The sequence below is a fragment of the Listeria sp. PSOL-1 genome, from assembly GCF_902806445.1.
Classification (GTDB): Bacteria; Bacillota; Bacilli; order Lactobacillales; family Listeriaceae; genus Listeria.
Window position 1 is genome coordinate 1,148,027 of sequence record NZ_LR760298.1, and the last position, 22,784, is coordinate 1,170,810.

General features: G+C 38.2%; 20 protein-coding genes. 1 reads left to right on the top strand and 19 read right to left on the bottom strand.

Annotated elements, in window-relative coordinates:
- Window position 1: 1 nt before the first annotated feature.
- The 10 genes from priA to G6Q10_RS05620 all read right to left on the bottom strand — a co-directional run bounded on the left by priA (window position 2) and on the right by G6Q10_RS05620 (window position 10,745).
- Window positions 2-2,401, bottom strand: a complete 2,400-nt coding sequence (priA, locus tag G6Q10_RS05575; protein WP_163653921.1) for a primosomal protein N' — start codon at window positions 2,399-2,401, stop codon at window positions 2-4.
- Window positions 2,402-3,604 carry a bifunctional phosphopantothenoylcysteine decarboxylase/phosphopantothenate--cysteine ligase CoaBC gene (coaBC, locus tag G6Q10_RS05580; RefSeq protein ID WP_163653924.1) on the bottom strand — a complete coding sequence of 401 codons (1,203 nt, stop codon included), beginning with the start codon at window positions 3,602-3,604 and terminating at the stop codon, window positions 2,402-2,404.
- 232 nt (window positions 3,605-3,836) lie between these two features.
- The gene (rpoZ, locus tag G6Q10_RS05585; RefSeq protein WP_163653926.1) at window positions 3,837-4,040 is read right to left on the bottom strand and encodes a DNA-directed RNA polymerase subunit omega; all 204 of its coding nucleotides are present in this window, start codon (window positions 4,038-4,040) and stop codon (window positions 3,837-3,839) included.
- The gene (gene gmk / locus G6Q10_RS05590; RefSeq protein WP_163653929.1) at window positions 4,040-4,657 is read right to left on the bottom strand and encodes a guanylate kinase; all 618 of its coding nucleotides are present in this window, start codon (window positions 4,655-4,657) and stop codon (window positions 4,040-4,042) included. The genes rpoZ and gmk overlap by 1 nt, the downstream gene beginning before the upstream one ends.
- A 19-nt stretch (window positions 4,658-4,676) precedes the next feature.
- Window positions 4,677-5,555, bottom strand: a complete 879-nt coding sequence (locus G6Q10_RS05595) for a YicC/YloC family endoribonuclease (protein WP_163653932.1) — start codon at window positions 5,553-5,555, stop codon at window positions 4,677-4,679.
- A 119-nt stretch (window positions 5,556-5,674) separates the two neighbouring features.
- Window positions 5,675-6,817, bottom strand: a complete 1,143-nt coding sequence (locus G6Q10_RS05600; RefSeq protein ID WP_232057793.1) for an ABC transporter permease — start codon at window positions 6,815-6,817, stop codon at window positions 5,675-5,677.
- A 2-nt stretch (window positions 6,818-6,819) separates the two neighbouring features.
- The gene (locus G6Q10_RS05605; protein ID WP_163653935.1) at window positions 6,820-7,929 is read right to left on the bottom strand and encodes an ABC transporter permease; all 1,110 of its coding nucleotides are present in this window, start codon (window positions 7,927-7,929) and stop codon (window positions 6,820-6,822) included.
- A 15-nt stretch (window positions 7,930-7,944) separates the two neighbouring features.
- Window positions 7,945-8,880 carry an ABC transporter ATP-binding protein gene (locus G6Q10_RS05610; protein WP_163653938.1) on the bottom strand — a complete coding sequence of 312 codons (936 nt, stop codon included), beginning with the start codon at window positions 8,878-8,880 and terminating at the stop codon, window positions 7,945-7,947.
- A 106-nt stretch (window positions 8,881-8,986) separates the two neighbouring features.
- Window positions 8,987-10,102 carry a sensor histidine kinase gene (locus G6Q10_RS05615; protein WP_163653941.1) on the bottom strand — a complete coding sequence of 372 codons (1,116 nt, stop codon included), beginning with the start codon at window positions 10,100-10,102 and terminating at the stop codon, window positions 8,987-8,989.
- Complete coding sequence (locus G6Q10_RS05620) at window positions 10,095-10,745, bottom strand: response regulator (protein ID WP_163653944.1); 651 nt, start codon at window positions 10,743-10,745, stop codon at window positions 10,095-10,097. The genes G6Q10_RS05615 and G6Q10_RS05620 overlap by 8 nt, the downstream gene beginning before the upstream one ends.
- Before the next feature lie 112 nt (window positions 10,746-10,857).
- Here G6Q10_RS05620 and G6Q10_RS05625 point away from each other — a divergent pair, with 112 nt between their 5' ends.
- The gene (locus G6Q10_RS05625; protein WP_163653947.1) at window positions 10,858-12,570 is read left to right on the top strand and encodes an Rqc2 family fibronectin-binding protein; all 1,713 of its coding nucleotides are present in this window, start codon (window positions 10,858-10,860) and stop codon (window positions 12,568-12,570) included.
- Window positions 12,571-12,622: 52 nt separating this feature from the next.
- Here the strand turns inward: G6Q10_RS05625 and G6Q10_RS05630 are convergent, their stop codons facing one another.
- Genes G6Q10_RS05630 through G6Q10_RS05670 form a run of 9 tightly spaced genes read right to left on the bottom strand, consistent with a single transcriptional unit; the run spans window position 12,623 to window position 22,764 of the window.
- Window positions 12,623-13,231: a DJ-1/PfpI family protein gene (locus G6Q10_RS05630; protein ID WP_163653949.1), complete on the bottom strand. Its 609-nt coding sequence runs from the start codon at window positions 13,229-13,231 to the stop codon at window positions 12,623-12,625.
- A gap of 6 nt (window positions 13,232-13,237) precedes the next feature.
- The gene (gene pyrE / locus G6Q10_RS05635; protein ID WP_163653952.1) at window positions 13,238-13,915 is read right to left on the bottom strand and encodes an orotate phosphoribosyltransferase; all 678 of its coding nucleotides are present in this window, start codon (window positions 13,913-13,915) and stop codon (window positions 13,238-13,240) included.
- Window positions 13,912-14,613, bottom strand: coding sequence for an orotidine-5'-phosphate decarboxylase (gene pyrF, locus G6Q10_RS05640; RefSeq protein ID WP_197914083.1), 702 nt, complete (start codon window positions 14,611-14,613; stop codon window positions 13,912-13,914). The genes pyrE and pyrF overlap by 4 nt, the downstream gene beginning before the upstream one ends.
- Window positions 14,610-15,524, bottom strand: coding sequence for a dihydroorotate dehydrogenase (locus G6Q10_RS05645; protein ID WP_163653958.1), 915 nt, complete (start codon window positions 15,522-15,524; stop codon window positions 14,610-14,612). Before G6Q10_RS05645 ends, pyrF begins: the two co-directional genes overlap by 4 nt.
- The gene (locus tag G6Q10_RS05650) at window positions 15,521-16,285 is read right to left on the bottom strand and encodes a dihydroorotate dehydrogenase electron transfer subunit (protein WP_163653961.1); all 765 of its coding nucleotides are present in this window, start codon (window positions 16,283-16,285) and stop codon (window positions 15,521-15,523) included. The genes G6Q10_RS05645 and G6Q10_RS05650 overlap by 4 nt, the downstream gene beginning before the upstream one ends.
- A gap of 21 nt (window positions 16,286-16,306) precedes the next feature.
- On the bottom strand, window positions 16,307-19,498 hold the full coding sequence (carB, locus tag G6Q10_RS05655; RefSeq protein ID WP_163653964.1) for a carbamoyl-phosphate synthase large subunit: 3,192 nt from the start codon (window positions 19,496-19,498) through the stop codon (window positions 16,307-16,309).
- Entirely contained in the window at window positions 19,491-20,585 is a 1,095-nt protein-coding gene (locus G6Q10_RS05660) for a carbamoyl phosphate synthase small subunit (protein ID WP_163653967.1), read from the bottom strand. Before G6Q10_RS05660 ends, carB begins: the two co-directional genes overlap by 8 nt.
- Window positions 20,585-21,865: a dihydroorotase gene (locus G6Q10_RS05665; protein ID WP_163653970.1), complete on the bottom strand. Its 1,281-nt coding sequence runs from the start codon at window positions 21,863-21,865 to the stop codon at window positions 20,585-20,587. Before G6Q10_RS05665 ends, G6Q10_RS05660 begins: the two co-directional genes overlap by 1 nt.
- Window positions 21,853-22,764 carry an aspartate carbamoyltransferase catalytic subunit gene (locus G6Q10_RS05670; protein WP_163653973.1) on the bottom strand — a complete coding sequence of 304 codons (912 nt, stop codon included), beginning with the start codon at window positions 22,762-22,764 and terminating at the stop codon, window positions 21,853-21,855. The genes G6Q10_RS05665 and G6Q10_RS05670 overlap by 13 nt, the downstream gene beginning before the upstream one ends.
- Window positions 22,765-22,784: the final 20 nt, after the last annotated feature.

Below are 22,784 nucleotides of genomic sequence, written 5' to 3' on the forward strand. Positions count from 1 at the left end.
TTTACATCAAGACATATGGTCTTGTATCAATTGTGATCGTTAATCCTTTGGCCTGTTCTTTTTGATAACTTTCTAAAAGCTGTTTTAGCTCTAGATAAAGTGTTGGTTCTTTTTTATATTTAATAATACATTGATAGCGAAACTTATTCTTGATGCGACTAATCACACTTGGTGCAGGACCAAGAATCTGTGCTTGATTGCTTAATGTTGACTTTAAATAGTGAACCATATTTTGCATTGTTTTAATCGTTTTCATTTCATTTTCATGGCTTACATTAATCATGACTAAGAAATAATACGGCGGATAAGCTGCTTGATGCCGAATCTTCATTTCATATTCATAAAAGCCTAGATAATCATGTTGTTTCGCAAATTGAATGCTGTAATGTTCAGGGGCATAACTTTGAACGACAACTTCTCCTTTTGCAACATGACGCCCCGCTCGGCCACTTACTTGTGTTAATAATTGGAATGTGCGCTCAGAAGCTCGAAAATCTGGTAAAAATAACATTGTATCAGCATTTAAAACGCCTACCAATGTAATATCTGGAAAATCTAGCCCTTTAGCAATCATTTGTGTGCCAAGTAAAATATCTGCTTCATGATGGCGAAAACGGGTTAATAGTTTTTCATGCGCTCCTTTGGTTCTCGTTGTATCGACATCCATGCGGATAACGCGTGCTTCTGGAATCAATTTATTTAGGCTTTCTTCGATTCTTTGTGTACCCGTTCCAAAGTAGCGAATATGCTCACTTTCGCAATTTGGGCAATGCATTGGCATCTGTTCTATGTGATTACAATAATGGCATTTTAATTGCTGAGACACTTGATGATACGTTAATGAAATATCGCAGTTAGGGCATTCCGCAACATAACCACAGTCGCGACACATCACAAATGAAGCATAACCGCGCTTATTTAAAAGTAGTACGGTTTGTTCTCCTTTGTTTAAACGATCTTTTATTTTTTCAAGAAGAGCCATGGAAAATTCCGTTCGATTACCTTGACGTAATTCTTCGCGCATATCAACCACTTCAACCTCAGGCATGTCTTGCTTGTTAATGCGTTCTGGAAGCTCAAGCAATGTGTAGACATTTTTAGTTGCCCGTGCATAAGATTCAAGCGAGGGGGTAGCACTCCCTAGCACAACTGGACACTTGTAAAAAGCCGCTCGCCAAATAGCCACATCACGAGCATGATATTTGGGATTATCTTCCTGCTTGTAACTTGCTTCATGTTCTTCATCCATGATAATCATGCCAATATTTTCAAATGGTGCAAAAATAGCAGAACGAGCACCAACTACAACATGGGCTTCATGTTTTTCTATACGCCGCCACTCATCATATTTTTCGCCAGCGGAAAGGGCACTATGAAGGACAGCAACATTACTGCCAAATCTACTTTTAAAACGCTCGACCATTTGCGGTGTGAGCGAAATTTCTGGGACAAGAACAATGGCTTCTTTTCCTTTAGCAAGAACCGCTTCAATCGTTTGTAGATAAATCTCCGTTTTACCACTACCTGTGACCCCATGGAGCAAAAATGTTTCGGCCCGGTTTTCGTTCGTTGCTTGAATGATTTGTTCTGCAGCTGTTTTTTGTCCGTCTGATAGGGCATGAGGAAAGCTTTTTTCAAAAATATGGTTTTGATAGGGATCCCGATGAATCGCTTTTGTGACTATCTCGATCGAACCTTGTTCGCTTAATTTTTTTAACGCAGCATCTGTAATGGCTAATTCTTTTGTTAGCGTACTTGCTTGGATTTCTTTGATGTCATTCATTTGGAAAAAAGATAATACTTTTTGTTGCGCTTTGGCATTTTTAGGAAGCTCTGCCAAACGATCGCTGAGTTCATTGAATGTGAGTTCTGTCCGAACGAAGCGGGCCTGCTTTTGCGTAATCTTACTTTTTACTTGATACTCAACTTGAAGTGTTCCTGCTTCAACAAATTTCTTTAGGCTAGGTAGTAGCTTTCTTTCTTCAGCTATTTTCCAATCCAATGTTTCATGCCCTTCAAATAGTTGCGCTAGCCTGTCATCTGTTTCATCTAGACGAATAAAATATTTTTCGTATTTCGCTCGAAGTATTGCTGGAAGCATAGCTTGATAAACGGAAATACGAAAAGCAAGGGTTTCAGATGCAATAAAATCACCTAACTCCAGCAATTCTTTATTCAGAACAGGCATTAAATCCATCACTTCTTGAACCTCTTTTAAGCCACTTGCTTCTCCCTCTATTAATTGAACGACAAAGCCTTGCACCTTCCGCGGTCCAAATGGAACAGACACACGCATGCCTACTTGAATAAGGTCCTGTAAAGATTCTTTGACGATATAATCAAACGGACGGTCTACTTGCATAGCTGGTACATCGACAATAACTTTAGCAATTTTTGCCATTTAATTTAACCCCAAAAGCGTTTCAATTTCATCGATTAATTTTTTTGCCACATCGCGTTTATCTTGGAGAGGAAGCTCCATTTGCTTTCCATTGGCGAAATAAAAGGTAACAACATTGGTATCTGTCCCAAAGCCAGCTCCTTCTGTTAAAACATTATTTGCTACAATCAAGTCCGCTTTTTTTGTAGCTAATTTTTGTTTTGCTCCTGCTTCAACGTCTCTTGTTTCTGCGGCAAAACCGATAACAACTTGTTCATTTGTTTTTGTTTGACCAACTTCAGCTAAAATGTCTTTCGTGCGTTTCATTTTAACAACAAATTCGTCGCCTTGTTTTTTGATTTTATGCTCGGATACTTCAATAGGCGTATAGTCGGCAACAGCAGCAGCCATGATAAATGCATCTTGTTTCTTTTGTTCAGCGATCACAACTTGATACATTTCGTCTGCTGAATCAACATAACGAACGTCAATTTTTTCATTGACAGGAAGTTCACGTATCGTTGTAACAAGGGTAACAAGAGCGCCTCTTAACATCGCTTCTTCTGCTATACGAGAACCCATTTTACCACTTGAGCGATTAGTCAAGTAGCGTACAGGATCAAGATTTTCACGCGTGCCGCCAGCTGTAACTAAAACCTTTTTCCCAAGCAAGCGACTACTTTCTTGTTCAAAATGCTCACGAATACGCGCTATAATTTTTTCAGGTTCTTCTAAACGGCCTCGACCAATGTAACCACAAGCAAGATAACCTTCTTCTGGCTCAATAAAGCGAACACCATCTTTATAAAGCTGATCTAAATTGCGTTTAACGGCAGGATGGTTAATCATGTGTACATTCATCGCTGGAGCAAGCCAAATTGGAGCTTCCGTAGCAAGGAGTGTTGTTGAAACCATATCATCCGCTATTCCATTTGCCATCTTTGCTATAAGATTAGCAGTTGCAGGGGCTACAATCACAAGATCTGCCCAATCCGCTAAATCGATATGCGCTACAACACTTGCATTTTTTTCAACAAATGTATCAGTATAAACATCATTTCGTGATAATACTTGAAATGATAACGGAGGTACGAATTCAGTTGAATGAGGCGTCATCATCACTTTTACATTTGCGCCTGCTTGTGTTAACTTGCTTGTTAAAGAAACGGCTTTATAAACAGCAATCCCACCTGATACGGCAAGTAAAATATTTTTTCCTTGCATGTTTTTCACCTCATCAAATTATTATTTCGTCTTCTCTATTATACAATAATGAAGACTTTACTTCATTAGAAAGACAAAAAAACTCTGTAGTCTAAAGCCTAGGACATAAACGAAATCAATCGGTGACAAGTGATTCGCTTGGTTTATCCTCTGCCATACTTTTTCATGTGTATTTTATGGCTAAACCAATTTATGTCCTAAACTCTTGGACCCAGAGTTTTTCTTCATTTAATTAATCTTCTTGATCAACAAGAACAAGCTTGCCGGCATGGATTTCTTCTAGTGCTTTTCCAACGAATTTATGCGATTCATAGCTTGGAAGCACGCCTTTTTTACCGGTTGCTTGAAGCTCACGTGCACGTTTTGCTGAAATAGTAACTAGCGAATACTTTGAGTTGATTTTTAACAATAAATTATCAATTGATGGATTTAACATTATTTTAACCCCTCTAACATTTTTTTATAGTGATGAATGACTCGCTTGGTTTTTAAGTGTTCAGTTTCAATGATGGCTTTAATTTTGCGAACAGCTTCAGGAACTAGATCGTTGACAACAGCATAATCATAAGAGCTCATAAGTTCGATTTCTTTGCGTGCTGTTTCCATTCGCTCATCCACAATATCAAGGGATTCAGTCCCTCTTCCAATAATGCGATTTTTAAGTTCAGCTAAATCAGGTGGCGTTAAAAAGACAAATACACCTTCTGGCATCTTTTCTTTTACTTGTAAAGCGCCTTGTACTTCAATTTCTAAAAAAATATCAATCCCACTTGCTAGTTTTTCTTCTACATATTCAAGGGGGGTTCCGTAATAATTCCCTACGTACTCAGCGTACTCAAGCATTTTTCCTTCACGGATTGCCTCTTCAAACTCAGCGCGCGAACGAAAATAATAATCGATGCCATCTTTTTCACCATCACGCGGGCGTCTTGTCGTCATTGAAATCGAATATTCAAAACGCGTTTCTGGATCTTTAAAAATCGCCTCACGAACAGTACCTTTTCCAACGCCAGATGGTCCAGATAAAACGATTAATAAACCACGGTCAGCCATTCATTTTCCTCCTGCCTTCTCATTCAACATTTTGTACTTGTTCACGGATTTGTTCAAGCGTTGTTTTCATTTCAACAACGTTTTCAGTTACTTTAAGTGATCCTGCTTTTGAACCAATTGTATTGACTTCACGATTCATTTCCTGGATTAAAAAATCTAGTTTTCTACCAATTGCCCCGTCTTCTTGTAAAATCTGGAAAAATTGCTTTACATGGCTATGAAGTCGTTCGATCTCTTCACGAATATCTGCTTTTTCAAGAAATAGTGCTAGCTCAGTTAAAACCGTATTTTGATCAAATTCTTCCCCAACAAATTGTTCGAGGCGTGCCGTTAACTTCTCTTGATAGTTTTTTTCGACCTCTGGGATCGCTTCTTCAATTTCTTTTAAACTTCCCATAAGGTTCTCTAACCGATTTTTAAAATGAAGCGAAAGTTCATTTCCTTCCATACTCCTCATTTCATCAAGTCGATCGATCGCTTTGTTAAAAGCCTCTAAAAGAAGTGCCTCAAGTTCTGGATGAACACCAGTGCCTTCTTTTACTTCTAAAAAATGAGTCTGACCAGCAAGCAAGTGACGAAGTGTGATTTGTTCATCCAACTGATAATGATTCCCCGCCTGTTTTAAAAAGCGGTAATAATGATCAGCTAGCTCCCAATCTACAACAAGCCCTTGCTCAATAAAAGTGCCGCCTTCCACCACAAAAAAGCATTCGATGCGACCGCGTCTTAGTTTTTGGTTGATCGTTTTTTTAAGTCTTGATTCAAGGTAATTTAGCTGTCTTGGCATGCGAAAAACACACTCCAAATAACGATGATTAACAGCTTTTACTTCTACGGTTACTTTTAAATCCTCTGAAACAGAACTCGCTTGTCCAAAACCGGTCATGCTTTTCAACATTGTATGGCACCTCTAATCACGATTTCATCTAAATATTATAACAAAATTTCATAAAAAAAACAGCTTAATTTACCTAAAAAAGCTTAAAAATCGATTTTACTCGACTTTTAAGCTTTCAATCAAACAAAAGATTGCAGTTGGTTATTTCGTTTATACTTATATGCCGCAATGCTGAAAAAGAGAAGTGCATAGCCACATAAAACAAGAAAACTCATTGAAATATCGAGCAAAGAACCATTTTTTTGCAGATCAGATATGGCTTCCATTACCCAATATTGAGGCATAAAGTGGGCAATTTTTTGCATGAAAGTGGGCATAACAAAAATCGGAATAAGCGCCCCTGATAATAAAGAAGAAACTGTAAATAAAATGACTTGAATAGCAGCCACACTCTTCCTGCTTGTAGCGGAAAATCCAAGTGCAAGCGAAAGAAGAACGGCCATTAATATAAAGACAATCAAAACGAAAAATAGCGCGAGATAACTCATTCCTGGATCAATGTTAAAGACGAATTTCATGGCTAAAAGACAAATACAAATTTCAAAAAGGAGCATGCAAAATGTAAACAACGCGTTGCCTAGAATATATTTTATCGCAGTAATCGGTGTTGTCATCAAACGATAAAACGTACGATTTTCCTTTTCTTTTAAAATCAATTCTCCAAGGTTTCCAGCAGCATAGAGCAGCATCATACATAAAAAGCCAATAATTTGCGCACTCATAGCCTTCATCAAATCGGCATGATTATCAATATTTTTTTGCTCAATCGATAGCTTAGACTGATTAAAACTTGCGGCATATTTGGAAAATGATTGTTGATCACTTGCTTTAACTAGTGTGTCCACTTGCTTTATAGCAGATGAAAGCCTCGTTTTGACAGCTTCTGTAACGAGTTCCCCTTGTTTTGAAGCAATTTTAAAGTGCTTTGGGGTCCCCGTTATAAAACTATGATTGCTCCCTTTTTCTAAGAGGATTAAAGCAGCTACTTGATCATCTTTTAAAGCCTGTCTTGCTTCTTTTAAATGGGTAAATTCTTGTGTATGATCATCATGCAATGATTGGACTAACTGCACTGTATATTTCCCTTGGTCTTGATTAACCACACCAACCTTAAGCGCTTCAGTACTGGATTGTGCTCCACCATATGAAAAGAAATAAATCAAAATACTTAAGATCGGTAAAAAAAGCATAATAAATATTCGAAATTTATTTTTTAAAAGGATCTGTGTATTATGTTTGAAAATCCATCCTATTTGCTTCACGATTAATACACTTCCTTTCGTTTAATGATGAGACTAACGCCAATAAGTAACACAATAGATAAAGCTAAATTTAATGCGATGGGCCAGATAATTTCGATGATATTCCCCGCATAGAGAAAATTAGTAATCCCCTTATTCAGCCAGCCAATAGGAGATAAATTTTGTACAAAAGTATTACTTGTTGGAAAATAACTACCACCTATAAAGGCAAATAATTGTACACAAATATTTCCTAACCCACTAACCGCTGGATTTCCATTAGAAAATACATCCAAACTCATTCCAAAAGCGGTCGAAAAAAGTAACAAGCTAAAGTAGCATAAGAAAATCAGCCACGGAGCACTTCCCCAATTTACGTGAAAGAAAAAGTGCGTCAAATTCATCATAATAAAAAGCCCGACCACATTAACAAATAATGCGCCTAAAAAGTTTCCCATGATAATTTTCGCATTAGAAACGGGTGAAATTAATAATCGCAAATTTGTATGTTTCGCTTTTTCTACGCGAAAAATATTCATCCCACTCATGACACCAAACATCATCATCAAGCTAATAATGGTAATCGCATAGTATTGAAAGGCAGAAAAATGAATCCCTGATTTATTTTTCTCCACTTGAATCGCATCTTTAGAAAGCGGTTCTTGCTTGGCTAAAAGAGCAAGTTTACTGGCATCGATTTTTCCAAGACTCGTACCAAGCTGATATTCTTTTCCAAAAGCATTCAGATAGCCATCCACAATCCCTTTCTTGTCTGCATCTGGGTTGCTTGTAACAACTTGCAATTTATTTTGTTGCAAAATGACGAGTGCATCGATATCGCCATTTTTGACGCGTTCGCGTGCTTTATTTTCATTTTTTGTTGCTTTAAAGTCAATCACTTTGCCAGTGCTCATTTTAGTGAACTGCTCAAAAGATTGATCAAGCGTCTGATTTTGTCCTTTTAAATAACTTACTTTCACAGGTTCGCTTACCGTATCACTAGCAAAACTATTTTGTAAAACCGTTCCTAAAACAAGGATTAAAACAAAAGGGAAAAGCAGTGTATAAATAAAAAAATTGCGATCACGGATGGATAACTTTATCGTTTTTAGCATCACATGAAAAATAGCCATTTCGTCCCTCCTCCTTTAATCTCGTAATGTTCTTCCGGTTAAGTTTAAAAAGACCGTTTCTAAGTTTAAGCTTTGTTGGCTTAATTCAAGTACTTCTACATTTTCAGCAAGTAGGTAAGCAAGGACTTGATTAAGCACATTTACTTCGGTTTTCGAAGTGATTTTTAATAGCTCTTCGTCTTGCGTCACTTGTTCTACTCCTACGATTTGTGTTAAACCCTTTGTTAGGTCATTTGCTGTGTCACTAATTTTAATTTGTGTTTCTCGAACATCGGTAACAATATTGATCAGTTCTTCTTCAGAGCCTTCTGCGATGACTTTTCCTTGATCAATGATGGCGATATAATCACATAATTCTTCTACTTCTTCCATGTAATGACTTGTATAAATAATCGTCGCACCGTTTTGATTCAACTTTTTTATTGAATGAAGAATATAATTACGAGACTGTGGATCAATACCAACAGTTGGCTCATCCATGATGATTAACGATGGTTTATGAGCAATCGCACAGGCAATATTAAGGCGCCTTTTCATCCCTCCTGAAAAAGTACCTAACCGCTCTTTTTCCTTTTCTTTCAAGCCAACAAATTTTAATGCCTCATCTGCTGCTTTTTCTAGCTCACTGCCTCGAAGTCCATATAATCCTGCAAAAAAACGCACATTTTCAACAGCGGTTAACTCGTCATATAAAGCAATTTCTTGTGGAACAAGGCCGATTTTTGCTTTGCTTGCATAATGATTTCCATCTTGAGATTTACCAAATAATTTAATCGTTCCACTCGTTTTGCGCAATAAGCCACATAAAATGTTGATTGTTGTGCTTTTCCCAGCACCATTAGGCCCAAGTAGACCAAAGATTTGTCCTTCTTCAATCGTTAAATCTAGTGTATCAACCGCAATCTTACCCTCAAATTTTTTTGTAAGCTTTTCGATTTCGACAATTTTCATTTTACCCTCTCAGCTCCTTTTGAATTCTTACTTAGTATAGAAAAAAGATGAGAAAATAAATAGTGCATTTCCTCATCTTTTTGCCGTGAGATTCTCACGATTATTTTCATCTTGGAATGAGTGTTAAAATTTCAAAACCGATTGTCGTGTTAAATGTGACGCGTCCTCCAAGTTTTGCTGCGCGCTCTTCCATCCCGATTAAACCTAAATGTTTATCAAAATCGACAGCGCCCTTCCCATTATCTTTAATTTCAAAGCGGACAATTTTATTTAAAACATGAACACTGACATTGACACGTGTAGCTTGGCTATAGCGAAGAACATTCGTTAATGCTTCATTTAAATTCTCAATAAAAACATACCACATCGGTTGTGTCACAGCATCCATATTGCCAGACGTATGGAATAACGTCCGAATCTGGTAATCCTCTTCAAACTTATCTAATATCAGGCGCAAACGATCCACAGCGATGCTTTCTTGTTTTGGCTTGGAGTTTTTTAATACTTGTCTAATTTGTTCGATGCCTTTTGCGTTGATTTGAATGGCATTTTGCATAAGCTCTTGTGCTTTTTTTGGATCTGTTGTTAAAATGGCTTTTGCTGCTTCAAGCTGCATCAATCCTCCAGTTAAAGTATGCCCTAATTCATCGTGAATTTGATGCGTTAATTGATTCCGCTCCTCCATTTTAGCTAAACCCATTTCCCGTTTAAACGAAGATTGCATCAGTTCAATCTTTACGCTTAATTCCCTTGTTTTAAGACGCAATGCTTCATTTAATTCTGCTTCTCGCACGCTTTTAAAATCATAGCGATAAAGAAGTTGATCAAATAAAAACACAAAAGTCGTTATTCCGCAAAAAAACAAGAGCATCAGCTGATCTTTTAATAAAAAAACTGGGAGTAATGCTAAAATAATGACCAGAACAAATCGCTTTTTCTGCCATGCTTTTTCCTGTAAAAGTAAAGAAAAAAGCGCAAACGGAAAAAGCAGTAACAAGACTAAAAAACCATGGATTGAACCCCAAAACAAAAGACCTGCTGAAAGGATAACAAAAACTATTTTCATTTTTAAAAAGACATCGGCTAAAATTTGAAGGGACAAGTAAATTAACAGCATTAACAAATAAAAAGCGAGGACTTTTCCATTCGTTTCTGTAATCAAGATAAACGCAGCGATTAAAAAAGTACTCAAAGCATCTAATCCTAATTTATAGCTATTCATCAAGTCGACCTCCAACTTTTCCTGTCAAGTAAAGGATCGCTAACTGCGTTCTGTGATCCAAATCTAGCTTATTTAACAAAGCAGAAATATTGTTAGCTACTGTCCCTTCAGAAATAAACAGCTCTTTCGCAATTTCTTTATTGGAAAGGCCACTTGCTATTGCCTTTAAAATATCCATTTCCCGCGTGGTTAAATGAAGTTTAGCTAAAGATGCTGTCTGGTCTCTTGATGCGTTTAAAGAGCCTTTAATTTTATCCCAAATTTCATTTTGAATGATATTTTGATTAGCAAACACACTATGAATGGCATTTATAATTTGCTTGGGGTCATTATTTTTAAGCAGATAGCCTTTTGCCCCATTTTGAATCGCTTCTAAAATAGATTCATCATCATCGAATGTCGTTAAAATAATCACTTTTGTTGCGGTTGTTTCTGTGATGATTTTTGTTGCCAAAACGCCATTCATAATCGGCATGCGCACATCCAAAAGCGCAATATCGACGGCTTCTTTTTGGCAAAATTGAACAGCTTCTTCCCCGTTTTCTACAGTCGAAATCACCTTGATATCTTCTGCCGTATTTAAAATAATTTCCAATCCGCCTGTAATAAATGAATTATCATCGGCAATTAATAATTTTATCATCAAGAATCACGCTCACCTTTTCTTTTACTTGGGAATTAACGCTTCTTTTTTCGTCAATTGATCTGACTTTATGCTAAAATAAAAATACTAATATGTAAAGGATGAATTAAAAATGGCATTTGATGCAATGTTTTTAAAAGCAATGACAAAAGAAGTGAAGCATTCAGCAGAAAGTGGTCGTATTATGAAAATCCATCAACCATTTTCAAATGAACTCATTTTACATATCCGCAAAAATCGAGAAAATAAACGCCTCTTCATTTCAGCACATCCAAGTTATGCCCGGATTCAGTGGACAAGCGATATCCCAGAAAATCCAGCAGAACCACCGATGTTTTGTATGTTATTACGAAAATATTTAGAAGGTGGCATCATTGAATCCATTCGCCAAATTGAAAACGAACGGATTTTAATTTTTACGATTCGTGGAAAAGATGATATCGGTGAAAATCGCTTTTCTGAGCTTTACGTTGAAATCATGGGGCGCCATAGCAACATTATTTTAGTAGATCGTGAAAAAGAAACGATCGTTGACTGTATCAAACATGTCCCTGCTTTTCAAAATACCTATCGCACACTTTTACCAGGGGCTCGCTATATTTTGCCTCCTGCTATCGACAAATTGAATCCTTTTACCACGACAGAAGAAATGCTATTTACAGAAATTCAATTAGAAAATGGCAAGGTAACAAAACAGCTTGTCCAAAAATTTGCGGGATTTAGCCCCCTTATTGCAGAAGAAATCTTAACCCGCACAGAAGTACTTAACCCGCCATCTTTAAAAAACGCTTTTTTCAGCGTCGTAAAAGAGCTCAAACAGTATAGCGAAAAAACACCTTCTCCTACTTTATTTATGTATAAAGAGAAAGAAGATTATTATTTTATGCCCCTTCAACTTGGCACAAAGAAGATCCAAAAAACAACTTTAAGCGAGCTTCTCGACAGTTTCTATCTAGGTAAAGCAAGACGTGATCGTGTGCACCAAATCGCCCATGACCTAGAAAAGCTTTTAACGAACGAACTCGCCAAAAATCTAAATAAAATTGAAAAACTAAAAAACACACGCATTGAATCCGAAAAAGCAGACGATTACCGGATAAAGGGCGACTTATTAACAGCAAACCTTTACCAGATTTCTAAAAAAATGGACAAGGTAACCGTTGAAAATTTTTACGATGAAAACAGCCCTAAAATAACCATTTCGCTTGATACGCGAAAAACGCCTTCTGAAAATGCGCAAAGCTATTTCAGTCGCTATCAAAAGCTACGCAATGCGGTTGGCTATGTAAATGAACAAATTACGCAAACAAAAGCTGAAATAAAGTACATTGAATCAGTTCAATCAGGCCTTGAAACGGCTAGTCCTGAAGATGTGGAAGAAATCAGACAAGAGCTTGCTGAACAAGGATACATTCGCTTCAAATCAAAAATAAAACGCAAAAAAAATAGCGTTCCTCACTTAGAAAAATATCAATCAACAACGGGACTAACGATCCTCGTTGGCAAAAATAATAAGCAAAATGATTATTTAACAAATAAGCTCGCAAAAAATAATGAAATGTGGTTCCACGTTAAAGATTTACCCGGTTCACATGTTGTGATGAAAGGCCCAAATCCAGATGAAGAATCGATTTCTCAAGCTGCTATGCTCGCTGCTTATTTCTCTAAAGCTCGATTATCTGCCTCTGTACCCGTTGATGCAACGCTTATAAAATATGTAAAAAAACCAAGCGGGGCAAAGCCTGGATATGTCATTTATGATCATCAAACGACTTATTTCGTGACACCAGATGAAGCACTTGTAGCACAACTTAAGATTAGGTAAGTTTGGGGACATAAAACAACACGTATTGTTTTATGTCCCCATTTAGTTCATGCTATTTAACTTTTTGATTTGATTTACTCAGAACAAATTCATCCTCTGTGGCATCTTGGTTCCAGCGATATTCAATCTGCTTGGCTACTTTTTCGGCTTCATTGATATTTATTTTATCTGCTACAAATCCTAGCGCCATATCAATTCCTGCTGACACACCAGAAGAAGAATAGATATTTGCATCAACAACCCATCTCGCTTTTTCAACCCAATGAACTTGCTGGTTGAGGCTTGAAACCCATTCAAAAGCTAGTTTATTTGACGTGGCCTTCCGCGAATTTAAATAGCCTGTTTGTGCTAAAAGTGCTGACCCTGTGCAAACGGTTAAACAATACTTTGCTTTATGAACAAGTTCTTTCAAATCAGCGATAAATTTTTGGTCATGGACTAATTTTCTTGTCCCGATCCCACCAGGAATCAACAGCGTTTCATTCGGGTTAATTTTTGTTACGTCAAGCGGTTGAACAATGAGACTATCAAATGTAGTGATTTCCCTCTCAGTGATTGAAAAATAATTGACTTGAATGCCTGGTGTCCGGTGAAAAACTTCGGCTGGTCCAAACACATCCAACGGTTCAAAATTAGGAAACAATAAAATATTGATTTGCATTTCTGATCAACTCCTATTTTTGTCTCTATTTAAAGCCATTTTATGCCATAGTTCGCACGAAACATCAAACTGATTCGGATCACTTTGCCACTTGCGTAGTGTTTCCATATCCGTTTGCGTTACATAACCTTCTTCAAGTGCCACTTCAATCAATGTATCATAGTTCGTTAACGTCGCAAGTTTCACATTTTCTTTTGCTAACTTTTCTTTCCCAGCTTCAAGACCATATGTAAAGATCGCTGCGATCCCTAAAACCTCCGCACCAGCTTCTTTAAGTGCCTCAACAGCTTTAAGTGAACTACCACCTGTTGAAACAAGATCCTCAACCACAACGACTTTCTGATGTGCTTTAATTGGGCCTTCAATTTGATTCCCTTTACCATGCTCTTTTGCCTTACTTCGGACATAAACCATTGGCAAATCAAGTAAATCACTTACCCAAGCAGCATGGGGTATCCCGGCAGTCGCTGTTCCGGCTATCACTTCACAACCTGGAAAATGCGTTCGAATTAATTCAGCAAGACCCCTTGCAATATTTTGCCGAACTTTTGGAAAACCTAATGTTAAACGATTATCACAATAGATAGGTGATTTAATGCCTGATGCCCACGTAAAAGGCTCATTAGGTTGTAAAAATACCGCTTTAATTTTTAAAAGTTCTTCAGCTGTTTGTTTTGCACTCATTTTTCCCACTCCTTTACAATTGTTTCATAGGCTTTTGCTGGATCTTTTGCTTTTGTAATTGAACGGCCAACAACAATCCAACTGGCTCCATTTTCCCTTGCACTAGCGGGTGTAACCACACGCTTTTGATCATCTTGACTATCCGTTTTTAAACGAATACCTGGTGTGACACATAAGAAACTTTCATTCGTTGCTTGTTTAATTGCGGAAGCTTCAAGTGCTGAACAGACCACCCCATCCAACCCTGCTTCTTTTGTTCGCTTACTATAGTGCAAAACAGAATCAATTAAGCGCGTTTGAATGCCTTGATCTTGTCTCATTTCTTGTTCGCTTGTACTTGTTAGCTGAGTGACAGCAATCAGTTTTGGACGATGTGCTGATCCGGAGCCAATTTCAAGACCTTCAAGTGCAGAGGCCATCATTTGTTTGCCTCCTGCTGCATGTACATTAACCATGTCAACGCCCATGCGCGAAAGTCCAATCATCGCGCTTTTTACGGTATTTGGAATGTCATGTAATTTTAAATCAAGGAAGATAAAATGGCCTTGTTGCTTCAAATCTTCAATTAAATGCGGCCCTTCAAGGTAAAATAATTCCATTCCAACTTTGACGGCTAAGTTTTTATACGGAAGTTGTTTTAAAAATGCTTTCGTTTGACTATAAGAAGGAAAATCTAACGCAATAATTGGTTTTGTCATAACCATTCGCACTCCTTTTTAAGGTCAGCTAGTGAACGTATACCTAGCTCATCCATTCGACTCGGCAATTCACGAATTAATTTTGGACAGATATATGGATCAGTAAAGTTCATTGTTCCAACTGCAACCGCATCTGCTCCGGCAATCATAAATTCGAGCACATCATCAACGTTTTGGATGCCTCCCATACCGATAATAGGCAAATTAGTCGCTGCACGAACTTGATAAATCATTCGAATGGCTACAGGTTTAATGGCTGGACCTGATAATCCTCCTGTACCGTTTGCAATAATCGGTTTTCTTGTTCTTAAATCAAGACGCATGCCAAGTAATGTATTAATCATCGTTAAGCCATCTGCCCCACCTGCTTCTACTGCTTTCGCAATTTCGACAATATCTGTTACATTTGGCGAAAGTTTGACGTAAATGGGTACACTTGAAACCTTTTTTACGGCTTTTGTAAGTTCATAGGCTACATCAGGATTTGTTCCAAAAGCAATGCCGCCATGTTTTACATTTGGACAAGAGATATTGAGTTCAATCGCTTGTACGACTTCTGCTGTGCTAATTTGCGCACAAACCTTCACGTAATCTTCTTGTATGGCCCCTGCAACATTGGCAATGATGGGTGTTTGGTACTTTTTTAAAAACTGTAGTTCATTCATCATAACCGATTCAAGTCCTGGATTTTCTAAGCCGATCGCATTTAACATTCCTGAAGAAGTTTCTGCAACACGAGGAACCTGATTTCCCAAACGTTTTTCTGGTGTTACAGCTTTAATCATGATCGCACCAAGCTCGTTTAAATCATAATAATTGGCGTATTCTTTACCAAAACCAAAACAACCAGACGCTGGCATAATTGGATTTTTCAAAGAAAGCCCCGGTAAGTCTACTGCTAAGCGATTCATAATTTCACCTCATCTGAACGAAATACTGGACCATCTGAACAGACTTTAACATGGTCTTTTTCTGGTGTGCTTTTTTCACATACGCATGCATAACAGGCACCTACACCACATGCCATGCGCTCTTCAAGTGATAAGTAGGTCTTAGTTGTATCAAAATTGGCTTTAACGGCTTGTAACATGGCATGCGGGCCACAGCTAAATACTCGCTCTGGTTCAAAGTCTAGTGTATCCGTTACATCCGTTACAAAACCGCGAACGCCATAACTACCATCAACGGTTGTGATTCGGACATCGCCAAGTGTTGCCATTTCTTTTTCATAAAAAACATCTTGTTTTGTCGCAAAACCATTTACAAATGTCACATGAGCGCCACGCTCTTTTAATTCTTTACCTAGCTGGTACATTGGTGGTACTCCAATGCCCCCACCAATGAGCAAATAGCGTTTATTAGGTGTAATCGCTGATAAATCAAAGCCATTTCCAAGTGGTCCTAGTGTGTCAAGCTTATCCCCTTCTTTTAGGTAAGTAAGGGATGTTGTACCTGGGGCAAGCGCACGGTATAACAATGTACATTCATTTTTTGCTTTGTCATAAGCACAAATGCTAATCGGTCTACGAAGAAGTAGGTCTTGTCGATTTGGTTTTAACATCAAGAATTGGCCTGGCAACATATGCTGGATATTCTCTCCACTTAAAATCAGTTCATACACTTGACTTGCAATCTCTGTTTGTTTGATAACACGCATATCCGATTGATTCACTGCTTTTCGCCTCACTTATTTTTATTCTTCTGCTTCGCCAATCGCTTTTAAATCAAAGGAACGCGATTCTAATACGCGCAAAATCGCAACGGCTGTATCAAGCGATGTACAAATTGGGATCCCATTTTCAACGGATTCACGGCGAATTTGAAAGCCGTCACGCTCTGGTCGCTTACCGTTTGTTAAGGTGTTAACAACAAGGGTTACCTGCCCGCTTCTAATGTAATCAATGAGTGTTTCATGATTTTCGCCAATTTTTTTCACTCTTGAAACAGGAAGTCCTGCTTCTTCTAGTGTTTTTGCGGTTCCAGATGTTGCTAAAAGTGTAAAACCAATTCGATTGAAACGTGAGGCTAATTGAATGGCTTCTTCTTTATCACGATCAGCTATTGTAAGTAATACAGTGCCATAATCAAGCATTTTCGTGCCACTAGCCACAAAACCTTTATATAAAGCTTTTTCAAGTGTGTAATCTTTTCCCATTACCTCGCCCGTTGATTTCATTTCTGGGCCAAGTGAGGTATCTACACTACGCAATTTGGCAAAAGAGAATACTGGAACTTTAACAAAAATTTCTTGTTTCTCGGGAACAAGGCCGCTCTCATAACCTTGCTTAGATAAGCTCTCACCTAAAATCACCTTTGTTGCGATATTTGCCATTTTTATATCTGTGATTTTACTTAAAAATGGTGCAGTACGGCTCGATCTTGGATTGACCTCAATAACAAATACTTCTTCGCCTGTTGTTACATATTGAATGTTTAGCATGCCGATAATATTTAAGCCTGTTGCAAGTTTTGTCGTGTAATCGACAATTTTGCGCTTCACTTCTTCACTTAAGCTTTGCGCTGGGTAAACAGCAATCGAATCACCTGAATGGACACCTGCGCGTTCGATATGCTCCATAATTCCTGGGATTAATACATTTTCCCCATCAGAAATTGCATCGACCTCTACTTCTTGTCCTTCCACATAGCGATCGATCAAGACGGGATGCTTTGGACTGGCCTTCACTGCGTTATTCATATAGTAGTTGAGTGCTTCTTCAGATTCAACAATTTCCATTGCACGACCACCTAAAACATAAGAAGGTCGTACAAGTACCGGATAATGGATTTTCGTTGCAATTTGGATGGCTTCTTTCGTTGATGTGGCTGTTTTTCCTTCTGGTTGTGGGATGGCTAGCATTTCAAGTGCTTTTTCGAATTTATCACGGTTTTCAGCACGATCAATATCTTTAAGGCTTGTTCCTAAAATATTGACACCGCGTAAAGCTAGTCCTTCTGCCAAATTAATCGCGGTCTGGCCACCAAATTGGACGATAACGCCTTTTGGTTTTTCAAGCTCGATCACATGTAAGACATCTTCTAGCGTTAGCGGTTCAAAATAAAGTTTATCGGAAATGGAAAAATCAGTAGAAACTGTTTCTGGGTTATTATTGATAATAATGGCTTCATAGCCCGCCTCTTGAATGGCACGCACTGAATGAACGGTTGCATAATCAAACTCGACACCTTGACCAATTCGGATCGGACCAGAGCCAAGAACAAGCACGCTTTCTTTATCAGAACGAACAGATTCATTTTCCTCTTCGTAGCTACTGTAGAAATAAGGTGTTGTCGATTCAAATTCCGCTGCACAAGTATCAACCATTTTATAAACAGGCATGATTTTGTCTGCTTTCCGCTGTTCATAGATAGTGGTTTCTTCTTGTTTCAAAATCCGAGCGATAGCTGGGTCAGAAAAACCAAGTGATTTTGCTTTTCGTAAGTACTCTGTAGAATGAGGCCGTTCTTTTAACTCATTTTCAAACGCGATGAGTCGAGAAAGTTTATGCAAGAAAAACAAATCAATTTTTGTCATTTCATGAAGTCTTTGGATCGAAATATTTTTACGTAAAGCGGCAGCCAGATAAAATAAGCGATCATCTTCTGGAAAGCGAATTTTTTGCTCTAAACGTTTGCTGTCTGCTTGTTCTGCTTCTTCGAGATGAAGGTGATCGACACCAATTTCAAGCGAGCGAACAGCTTTTAACAAGGCCTCTTCTAAGCTACGACCGATTGCCATGACTTCTCCTGTTGCTTTCATTTGGGTCCCAAGACGCCGGTCACCATTTTCAAATTTATCAAATGGGAAACGCGGAATTTTGGCAACGACGTAATCAAGCGCTGGTTCAAAATGAGCAAAAGTCGTTCCGGTTACAGGATTTTTAACTTCGTCTAAAGTTAATCCAACTGCAATTTTCGCAGCTAATTTAGCAATTGGATAGCCCGTTGCTTTACTTGCAAGTGCAGAAGAGCGGCTGACACGTGGATTAACTTCGATAACATAATATTGGTAGCTTTCTGGATCGATGGCAAGCTGAACATTACAGCCGCCTTCAATTTCTAATGTACGAATAATTTTTAAAGAGACATCTCTTAAAAGTTGATATTCACGATCTGATAATGTCTGACTCGGGGCAACAACGATTGAATCTCCTGTGTGGATGCCTACAGGGTCGATATTTTCCATATTACAAACAACCATGGCATTATTATTTTTATCACGCATCACTTCATATTCAATTTCTTTAAAGCCGGCAATACTTCTTTCTAAAAGGCATTGTGTTACTGGGCTTAATTTCAGACCGCTTGCAACAATTTCTTCAAGTTCATTTTCATCGTGACAAATGCCTCCACCTGTTCCGCCTAAAGTATAGGCTGGTCTTACGATAACGGGATACCCTATTTTTGTAATAAACTGTTTTGCTTCTTCTAAATTATGGATAATTTCACTTTCAGGGACAGGCTCTTTTAGCTGATTCATCAAATCGCGAAAGGCTTCGCGATCTTCTGCTTTTTTGATCGCCTTTAAATCGGTACCTAATACTTCCACCCGACATTCATCTAAAATCCCTGCTTCAGCAAGTTCCATTGCCATATTTAGACCAGTCTGCCCTCCTAATGTTGGCAAAATAGCATCTGGTCGTTCTTTCCGAATAATTCGTGAAACAAATTCAAGTGTAATTGGCTCAATATAAACCTTATCAGCAACCTCAGAGTCTGTCATAATCGTTGCCGGGTTAGAATTAACAAGGACTACCCGATAACCTTCTTCCTGCAAACTAAGACATGCTTGTGTCCCTGCATAATCGAATTCAGCTGCTTGGCCAATAACGATTGGACCAGAACCGATCACTAAAATGGTTTTTATATCTTCACGTTTAGGCATGACGATGTTTCCCCTCCCGTTCTATCTCCATCATATCGATAAATTGATCAAATAAATAGTTCACATCACTTGGTCCAGGATTTGCTTCTGGATGATACTGAACGGTAAATGCTTTAAAAGCTGTATGCGCCAAGCCTTCAATTGTTCCATCATTTAATTCAACGTGTGTTACTTCAAGATCTGTTCCAAGAAGCGATTTTTCTGTCACAGAATAACCGTGATTTTGTGCTGTAAAATCAACGCGACCAGTCGCTATTTCCTTTACTGGATGATTCGCCCCACGATGACCAAATTTCATCTTAAATGTATCGCCGCCATTTGCTAAAGCGAATAACTGATGACCTAGACAAATCCCAAAAAGTGGTATAATACCCTGAATACCGCGAATCATATCAAGCGCTTCAGGGACATCTTTTGGATCTCCTGGGCCATTTGAAAGCATTACGCCATCTGGGTGCATACTTAAAATTTCTTCAGCTGTAGTATGATGAGGAACAACCGTTACATGGCAATGACGCTTATTTAGTTCTTTTAAAATCGAACTTTTAACACCATAATCAACAAGGACAACGCGTTTTCCCTCTCCAGGGCTCGTGAAAGCTTTTGAAGGAGATACTTGGCTTACTTGGTCGGTTAACAGTCTTACAGCTTTTAAATGGTGTAAAAGGACTTCGCGATCTTTCTTTTCAGAGGCAAGCATGCCCTTAAGTGTTCCTTCTTTTCTGATCATTTTCGTTAACTTTCTTGTATCAATTCCTGCAATACCTGGGATTCCTTTTTCCTTTAAAAAAGCATCAAGAGACATTTGTTCTCGCCAATTCGAGGGGAATTCAGCTGCTTCTTTAACAACAATTCCTTTAGCAACGGGTTGAATCGATTCAAAATCATCACGATTAATCCCATAATTACCCACTAGAGGATAAGTGAAGGTAATGATCTGACCACAATAAGATGGATCTGTAATCGTTTCTTGGTAACCTGTCATTCCTGTATTAAAAACGACTTCCCCAACTGTCTCCTTGTCAGCCCCTATCGCCGTACCTGTAAAACATGTCCCATCTTCTAACAGCAATATTCGCTTTGTCATTATTCTTTATCCTCCTTACGATAAACGAGTTTTCCGCTAAACCAAGTTGCAACGGAAAACCCGCTACATTTCATTCCTGTAAAAGGTGTGTTTTTTCCTTTTGAATAAAATGTCTCTGGATCAATCGGTTGTTCTGTTTCTAAATCAATCATTGTTATATCAGCTACTTCACCAATTTTTAATTCACCATAAGGCAAGTTAAACACATTAGCTGGCTTAATCGTCATCCAATCTACTAGCTGTTTTAACGTCCATTTTCCCGTTTTAACAAAATTCGTATAAAGAAGGGGAAAAGCTGTTTCTAAACCAACAATCCCAAATGCTGCTTTTTCCATGGATACATTTTTTTCATTTTCTGCATGTGGTGCATGATCAGTTGCGATAAAGTCAATCGTTCCATCAAGTAGTCCTTCTAAAAGTGCAGCGCGATCTTCTGCTGCACGTAATGGTGGATTCATTTTCCAATTTCCATCATTTTTTGGAATATCATTTTCATCAAGTAACAAATGGTGTGGCGAAACTTCTGCAGTTACTTTAATCCCTGCACGTTTAGCATCACGAACGACGCGAACAGACTCCTTCGTTGATAGATGACAAACATGATAATGGCATCCACTAGCTTCAGCAAGGAGTACATCACGGGCAATTTGGACGGATTCAGCAATATTTGGAATTCCTTTTAAGCCTTCTTTTTTGGCAAACTTCCCGTCATGAACAACGCCGCCATAAACGAGTGAATTATCCTCACAATGAGCAACAATTGCCCGATTTAATTTAGCTGCTTGCTTCATGGCTTCATACATTGTACCTGCTAGCTGAACGCCTACACCATCATCTGTAAAAGCGAAAGCACCGGCTTCTTTTAATGCAATAAAATTGACCAGTTCATCTGTACCAAGACTGGATGTAATGGAAGCATACGGTAAAACACGCACAACGGCAGTTTCTTTGATACGTTGGTTAATCGCTTCTAGTTTTTCTTTTGTATCGGGGACGGGATTGGTATTTGGCATCGCACAAATGGTTGTATAACCCCCGCGTGCTGCTGATAAAGTGCCCGTTAAAATAGTTTCTTTATGCTCAAAACCCGGCTCACGTAAATGAACATGCACATCGATCAATCCAGGTGCAATCAATTTACCTTTTGCATCGATCACTTCAGCATTTTTTTCCTCAATGGAAGAAGCAATCTTGCTAATTTTATCATCATGAATCAAGATATCTTGCCGTGTTAATTCACCTGTTTCAGTTAACAATAAACCATTTTTTATAATGTACATGCTTTTACCTCCGCTTCTTTTCCAGTTAAAATCGCATCTAAAATTGCCATTCGCACATAAACACCATTTGTCATTTGGCTAATAATTCTTGATTTCTCTGATTCAACAAGTTCACTTGCCATTTCAACATCACGATTAACTGGGCTTGGGTGCATGATGATGGCGTCATGTCTCATATTAGCTGCTCGCTTTTTCGTCAAACCGTATTCCTGATGATAAAACTGTTTCGAAAAACTTGCTTTCCCGTCATGACGCTCATGTTGAATTCTAAGGAGCATAACAACATCTACTTGATCAACGACTTCATCAATCGTTAAATAAGTACCAAAATCATCACAACTAGCATCAAACCATTCTCTTGGCCCTGCAAAAAACACTTCTGCCCCTAAACGCTTTAGTGTCTCCATATTTGAATGCGCTACACGACTATGCAAAATATCTCCAACCATTGCCACTTTAATCCCTTTAAATCCGCCAAATTGTTCTTTAATCGTAAACAAATCTAACAAACATTGGCTTGGGTGTTGCCCACAACCATCACCACCGTTTATGACCGAAATATCTAGTGCTTTAAGTGGTTCGTAATAATTTTCAGCTGAATGGCGAATCACAGCGACATCAACGCCAATCGCTTGCATGGTTAAAACGGTATCATATAAAGTTTCCCCTTTTGTCACACTTGATTGACTGGGTTCAAATGAAAGTGTCTCGATACCAAGTTTTTTCTCAGCCATTTCGAAACTATTATGTGTTCTCGTGCTCGGTTCAAAAAATAGATTCACAGCATAGTAACCTTTTTTTATAAAATGTTCCTTTCCTTTTTTAAAAATGGATGCTCGGTCAAGTAAGTTCTCGATTTCTGCTACGGATAAATCTTCCATTGAAAGTAAATGTTTCATGATCAAACGCCACCTTCATC

Bases quoted from the DNA above. Each gene is read 5' to 3' on its own strand.
- priA (WP_163653921.1), bottom strand. From the start codon at position 2,401: ATGGCAAAAATTGCTAAAGTTATTGTCGATGTACCAGCTATGCAAGTA.
- coaBC (WP_163653924.1), bottom strand. From the start codon at position 3,604: ATGCAAGGAAAAAATATTTTACTTGCCGTATCAGGTGGGATTGCTGTT.
- rpoZ (WP_163653926.1), bottom strand. From the start codon at position 4,040: ATGTTAAATCCATCAATTGATAATTTATTGTTAAAAATCAACTCAAAG.
- gmk (WP_163653929.1), bottom strand. From the start codon at position 4,657: ATGGCTGACCGTGGTTTATTAATCGTTTTATCTGGACCATCTGGCGTT.
- G6Q10_RS05595 (WP_163653932.1), bottom strand. From the start codon at position 5,555: ATGTTGAAAAGCATGACCGGTTTTGGACAAGCGAGTTCTGTTTCAGAG.
- G6Q10_RS05605 (WP_163653935.1), bottom strand. From the start codon at position 7,929: ATGGCTATTTTTCATGTGATGCTAAAAACGATAAAGTTATCCATCCGT.
- G6Q10_RS05610 (WP_163653938.1), bottom strand. From the start codon at position 8,880: ATGAAAATTGTCGAAATCGAAAAGCTTACAAAAAAATTTGAGGGTAAG.
- G6Q10_RS05615 (WP_163653941.1), bottom strand. From the start codon at position 10,102: ATGAATAGCTATAAATTAGGATTAGATGCTTTGAGTACTTTTTTAATC.
- G6Q10_RS05620 (WP_163653944.1), bottom strand. From the start codon at position 10,745: ATGATAAAATTATTAATTGCCGATGATAATTCATTTATTACAGGCGGA.
- G6Q10_RS05625 (WP_163653947.1), top strand. From the start codon at position 10,858: ATGGCATTTGATGCAATGTTTTTAAAAGCAATGACAAAAGAAGTGAAG.
- G6Q10_RS05630 (WP_163653949.1), bottom strand. From the start codon at position 13,231: ATGCAAATCAATATTTTATTGTTTCCTAATTTTGAACCGTTGGATGTG.
- pyrE (WP_163653952.1), bottom strand. From the start codon at position 13,915: ATGAGTGCAAAACAAACAGCTGAAGAACTTTTAAAAATTAAAGCGGTA.
- pyrF (WP_197914083.1), bottom strand. From the start codon at position 14,613: ATGACAAAACCAATTATTGCGTTAGATTTTCCTTCTTATAGTCAAACG.
- G6Q10_RS05645 (WP_163653958.1), bottom strand. From the start codon at position 15,524: ATGAATCGCTTAGCAGTAGACTTACCGGGGCTTTCTTTGAAAAATCCA.
- carB (WP_163653964.1), bottom strand. From the start codon at position 19,498: ATGCCTAAACGTGAAGATATAAAAACCATTTTAGTGATCGGTTCTGGT.
- G6Q10_RS05660 (WP_163653967.1), bottom strand. From the start codon at position 20,585: ATGACAAAGCGAATATTGCTGTTAGAAGATGGGACATGTTTTACAGGT.
- G6Q10_RS05665 (WP_163653970.1), bottom strand. From the start codon at position 21,865: ATGTACATTATAAAAAATGGTTTATTGTTAACTGAAACAGGTGAATTA.
- G6Q10_RS05670 (WP_163653973.1), bottom strand. From the start codon at position 22,764: ATGAAACATTTACTTTCAATGGAAGATTTATCCGTAGCAGAAATCGAG.